Raw genomic sequence first — 4,259 nt, 5'->3', positions numbered from 1 at the left:
ACAAAGCATGAAAATGACGCCGTTCATGGGATAATTGCGAGCCGCAGAAATGTTTGCGACAGCCCCATAAATTCCATGACGATCAATGACCTTAAATATGCCCAGCGCGAGCGCGTGATTTTTCTGGACCGGTGCCTGACTTGGCGAGGTGCTGCAAACCGGCGGGACCTGATCGATCGTTTTCGAATATCCAGCGCTCAAGCGGCGATCGATTTCCGGACCTACCTGCAGTTGGCTCCCGTTCCGCCAGATTATGACCCCGTGCGGAAAGCCTACATTGCGCGCGCAAATCATCAGTCACTGATGACGCCCAGCCTAACCACCGACTTTGAGGTTCTGGAGGATGCCGAAGACGGCGAAAGTGGCTCGGCTTCAGTACCGCGGCCCTTTCGTCAAGCCGACGCGGCAATCGTGGCGCGCCTTTACAATGTGATGAGAACGGGAAAAGCAATCCATGTTTCCTACACGTCGATGACGACAGGCGCTGACGAAGGACAGTGGCTGGCGCCGGTTCGGTTCACATCGGATGGGGAGAACGTCCATCTCAGGGCATTCAGCTTCAAGCACCAAGCTTATCGTGACTATCTTCCGATCCGCTTTAGCCCGTCGAGTTCCTTTGACGAACGCCAATTGGAGCAAGCTTTGCCTTTGGATGAAGAGTGGCGCACGCGAGCTCGCATTTTCCTGCGTCCCCACGCAGGTCTGTCCGCTGAGCAGGCCGCGGTAGTGAGCAAAGAGTATGGTTTTTCAGGTGAGCTGCTAGTGGTAGTGGTTCGCCAGGCGATGGAATTTTATCTGAAACGCCGATGGCGTCTTGAGGAGAAAAACGCGCGATTGCAGATTGTGAAAATTGAACATGAGCCTTGGGACGACGGAAGGGAAGGTTAAGAGACCATCCCCTCCCAGCTCGATCGGTTGGTAAATTGAAGCCGGGTACGCAAGGCGAGAGTGTCCGGCTCGCATATCAATGCGTATTGGAGTGGGCTTTGTTTAAATGAGCGCCGCACACCCTTTACAGCCTTTCGGCAAAGTCACGGATTCGTTGCATAATCTCCGAGAACGTTGGTCGCCTCAAATAGTATAGCGAGCGCGTGCTCTCATAAGCTCTCTCATATTCAGCGAAAATCGATGGTTCCAGAAGGCCGAAGGCAGGATTGATTGTTAGGTCCCGTTCTTCCGATCGAAAACGTCTTTCCTCATGGTCGAGGTACGGTTGGCTTCCCACGAACGCCTGGACATCGGCGTTTCCAAGTAAACAGAAAATGTCATAGTAATGGCGCAGAAAATTCACCGGAAATTCGCCGGTAAGTCTCTGTGTGCGATACTTTGTGGAGATCGTCTGGAGCTTTTCAACAAGCGTATACCCCGGGTGATAGCACAGGATGCCCAGCGCACGATTGTCGATGATGTCGACCGTATCCACTGCATAGTCATAGGCCCAAGAACTGATGTCCGCCGCCTCGTTTGGTGTGACGTCGTCGAAACCAACTTCGAGAAGGACACCGTCCTTGAGATCGACGGCTTCCGTTGAAGTCGGTTTGTAGAGCAAGCGGATGCCACCACTACGAAATTTTACATCGTCGAACGCCCGATCACGCTCGACCACCTCAATTCCATTGATCGAAATATTATGAGCAAGCCAGTCGTAGAACGTTTGCCGGCTCTCGACCTGCTTCGGTTTGTTCTGGTTGCGGCCAGTTGCGACGCCGAGCGTCTCTGGAGGGTCTATCCGAAGATCGATGTCTTCCGAGAACCTCTCTATAAGGCCGAAGCCCTTGGATAGCGACGTTCCGCCTTTAAGCTCAAATTGAAATCCAGCCTGCTTCAGGCTGAACAGGCAATGCATGATCCAATAGTCTTTTTCGACCAAGGCGGGGATGATCCCCATATCTTCGCCGACAATCCTGATCAGGTCCGCGAACTCAGGATGGCGGTGAAGATATTCAGGCATGCAACTGCGCTTGCTCTTCGAGGACTTCGCTGAAGAACCGCTTGGCCCGTACTCCGCCGTAATCATCAACCGCTCGCTTCAGCGCACTCGAGTCCAGCGCCTTGGCTTTGGCTTTCACCTGTTTGAGGACCACGCTTTCGCCTTCAGCGAGGCGTTTGACGTTGTTCACGAGATCGACCAGCAGGAATTCCTTGCTCAGCGTTTCGGGGAACTCAGCCTTCTTGCGAAAGTCATAGAGGCGGTTGCCGAGCTTGAACTGCCCATGACGCTTTCTGTTGTAGACAACGGTGTGATTGTAGAGCTGGGTCGTCCCAACGCCGAGGGCATTATAAGCATTCGGTGTCGTCAGCAAAAATCTCTTGTCTTTGAGAAAGGCTTCAACCAGATCTTTCTCGTCGGCCGGAGCTTTACCGAATGCCGTCTGTTTCGGTCGCAGATAGACCCCTGCGGAAACTTTCGTCAGCTCGCCCGCATCCACAAGCGCGCGCAAATCGCGATCGACCGCCGCAGACCATTTTGTGAGGTCTGCACGCCGGTAGACTTTGCCTGGCGTTAATCGCCTTTTCAACTCATCGAGTTTTGCCATCGTGTTTCACCTCGACCCCAATGTAGTTCATTGATCAAAACCTGCAAGTTTTTTTATCCAAAATTCATGCAAAACCTACTGCATGTTGCTTCTCCCAATTTTCCAGGTCGTCAGTGGCTTCCGGGCCGGACTGTCCTCGACCCGAAGAGCACACGCCGGCAAAGGGTGAAAGAGTTCTTCATCCATTTTGTCAGAGCCAGCCATTGCTCCCAATCAGGGGGCTATCAAAGAGTTAGTTGACGCAAGCGGGACGGCGCCTGAGAACTTCGCGACCTTCGACGATACCGGGAGCTGGCGAGGCGCTACAGTTTTGAGAGCTTCCACAACATCCACTGGCAAATGGAAGGCCGTGACGGCGGATCATGGCGATGAGTCCAGAGTGTCGCAGGTCAGCGGGAGTTGGCGTGCGTGAGGGAGTGGAGCAACATGTTCTTATTTCTTCATGCTAGGACGCTTAACCTCCGCCGATTTGCTTTCCGCTTGGAGGTCTTCGATTAGATTCTCGATGAAGTTGATATCGGTATCGAACTCATCTGGGGTTGGGACAGAAACCGTTGCGGATGCCGGATTATCGTGACTGTAGGTGTTGACGCGCGACATTCCTTCATGAAACCGGATCGCCAGCGCGTCGGAAAGATGGACAAAACGCAGTTTTTGCGTCTCGATGCGATCAACACCGCGGCGCACGACATCGCAGAAAATGAACTCCTCCACCAGCCGCTCATATGTATCGCGCAGGCGCCCGTAGAGGTTCTTGATCGCAAACTCGTAGTCGGCGGGACTGACCGAATGCTGTTTGCGTACCGGGGCAAAGTCATTCTTGATCGGACCGAGTCTTTTGGAAACAGAAAGACCCCTCCATGCAACGCCCGCTGGGTCGATCTTACCGGCATTTGCTCCGTCCGAAAACAAACCGATGGTGGCCGTCTTGATCCCACGATCATCAGCCTCGCGGCATAGATCGTTGAAGAATATTAGGTCGTGTGTGAAAACGATGACTTGGCGGCTTTTGGCCTCCTCTGCGATACGCGCAGCGACCTTAAGTCCGCGGTCGCGGTCAAGCGACGATACCGGGTCATCGATGACGATCGGTCCCGAGCCCTCCGTCACCGTGACCTCGGTAAAGAAGGCGGCGAGCGCCAACGCACGTTGCTCGCCTTCGCTCAGTATCTCTGACGTAAGCTTGGCCAGCGCTGTACCGGTATTGGTTTGGAATGAGGCTTTGGTCTGCCCGCTCTTCCTCGCCAGCCCGATTTTAAGGTGGGTGATGTCGAGATAACCGCGTTCCTCATCGAACCGATCAGACACCACCATTGGTCAAATGGAGATCGATCAGTTCGTTTGCCTTATGCGTGATTCCCTTCGTGTTGACCTCTGTGAGGGCAGCTGCGAAGCGGCCGTCGTCTTGCAGCAGGTTACGGCGTTTGATGAGGCGATCTTTTGCTGCGGATAACACCTTGCGGTCCAATAGTTCGTTCTGCTCCGCAACAATCTTCTGCCGTTGTTCGATTTCACCTGACTGGGCGAGCGCTTCCGCTTCTTTCAGCAGGGCCGCACCTAATTCTGTCAAGCTCGCCACAGGAGATGCCAGTAAGCTTTGGGAACCAGACGTTTCCTGCTTCCCTGTCAAGATGGTCACAGCCACTTCGCGCCGCGGTGTTGTCACGTTAAGTTTCTCTGGCTGGAAAGGTCAGCGGCTTGTGGATATTCAGGCGACACAGG

The 4,259-nt window shown here is 54.0% G+C and carries 5 protein-coding genes; 1 reads left to right on the top strand and 4 read right to left on the bottom strand.

All coding sequences use genetic code 11. The features are described 5' to 3' along the window. Nucleotides 1–888, top strand: an 888-nt coding sequence (locus OS035_RS33270; protein WP_331815603.1) for a hypothetical protein, incomplete at its 5' end; no start/stop codon positions are given. 124 nt (nt 889–1,012) lie between these two features. Here OS035_RS33270 and OS035_RS33265 read toward each other — a convergent pair. The 4 genes from OS035_RS33265 to OS035_RS33250 form a co-directional block, all read right to left on the bottom strand. Continuing rightward, nucleotides 1,013–1,951 (bottom strand): nucleotidyl transferase AbiEii/AbiGii toxin family protein, encoded by a 939-nt coding sequence (locus tag OS035_RS33265; protein WP_331815600.1) that lies wholly within the window; start codon nt 1,949–1,951, stop codon nt 1,013–1,015. Beyond that, nucleotides 1,944–2,537, bottom strand: a complete 594-nt coding sequence (locus OS035_RS33260; RefSeq protein WP_128408470.1) for a DUF6088 family protein — start codon at nt 2,535–2,537, stop codon at nt 1,944–1,946. The genes OS035_RS33265 and OS035_RS33260 overlap by 8 nt, the downstream gene beginning before the upstream one ends. Before the next feature lie 432 nt (nt 2,538–2,969). After that, a complete protein-coding gene (locus tag OS035_RS33255) occupies nt 2,970–3,851 on the bottom strand; it encodes an AAA family ATPase (protein ID WP_246721529.1) in 882 nt (293 codons plus the stop codon). Continuing rightward, complete coding sequence (locus OS035_RS33250; RefSeq protein ID WP_331815592.1) at nt 3,838–4,176, bottom strand: hypothetical protein; 339 nt, start codon at nt 4,174–4,176, stop codon at nt 3,838–3,840. The genes OS035_RS33255 and OS035_RS33250 overlap by 14 nt, the downstream gene beginning before the upstream one ends. Nucleotides 4,177–4,259: the final 83 nt, after the last annotated feature.

It is taken from the genome of Rhizobium sp. 268 (genome assembly GCF_036571585.1).
Classification (GTDB): domain Bacteria; phylum Pseudomonadota; class Alphaproteobacteria; order Rhizobiales; family Rhizobiaceae; genus Rhizobium; species Rhizobium redzepovicii.
This window is presented reverse-complemented; position numbering and strand designations above follow the sequence as displayed.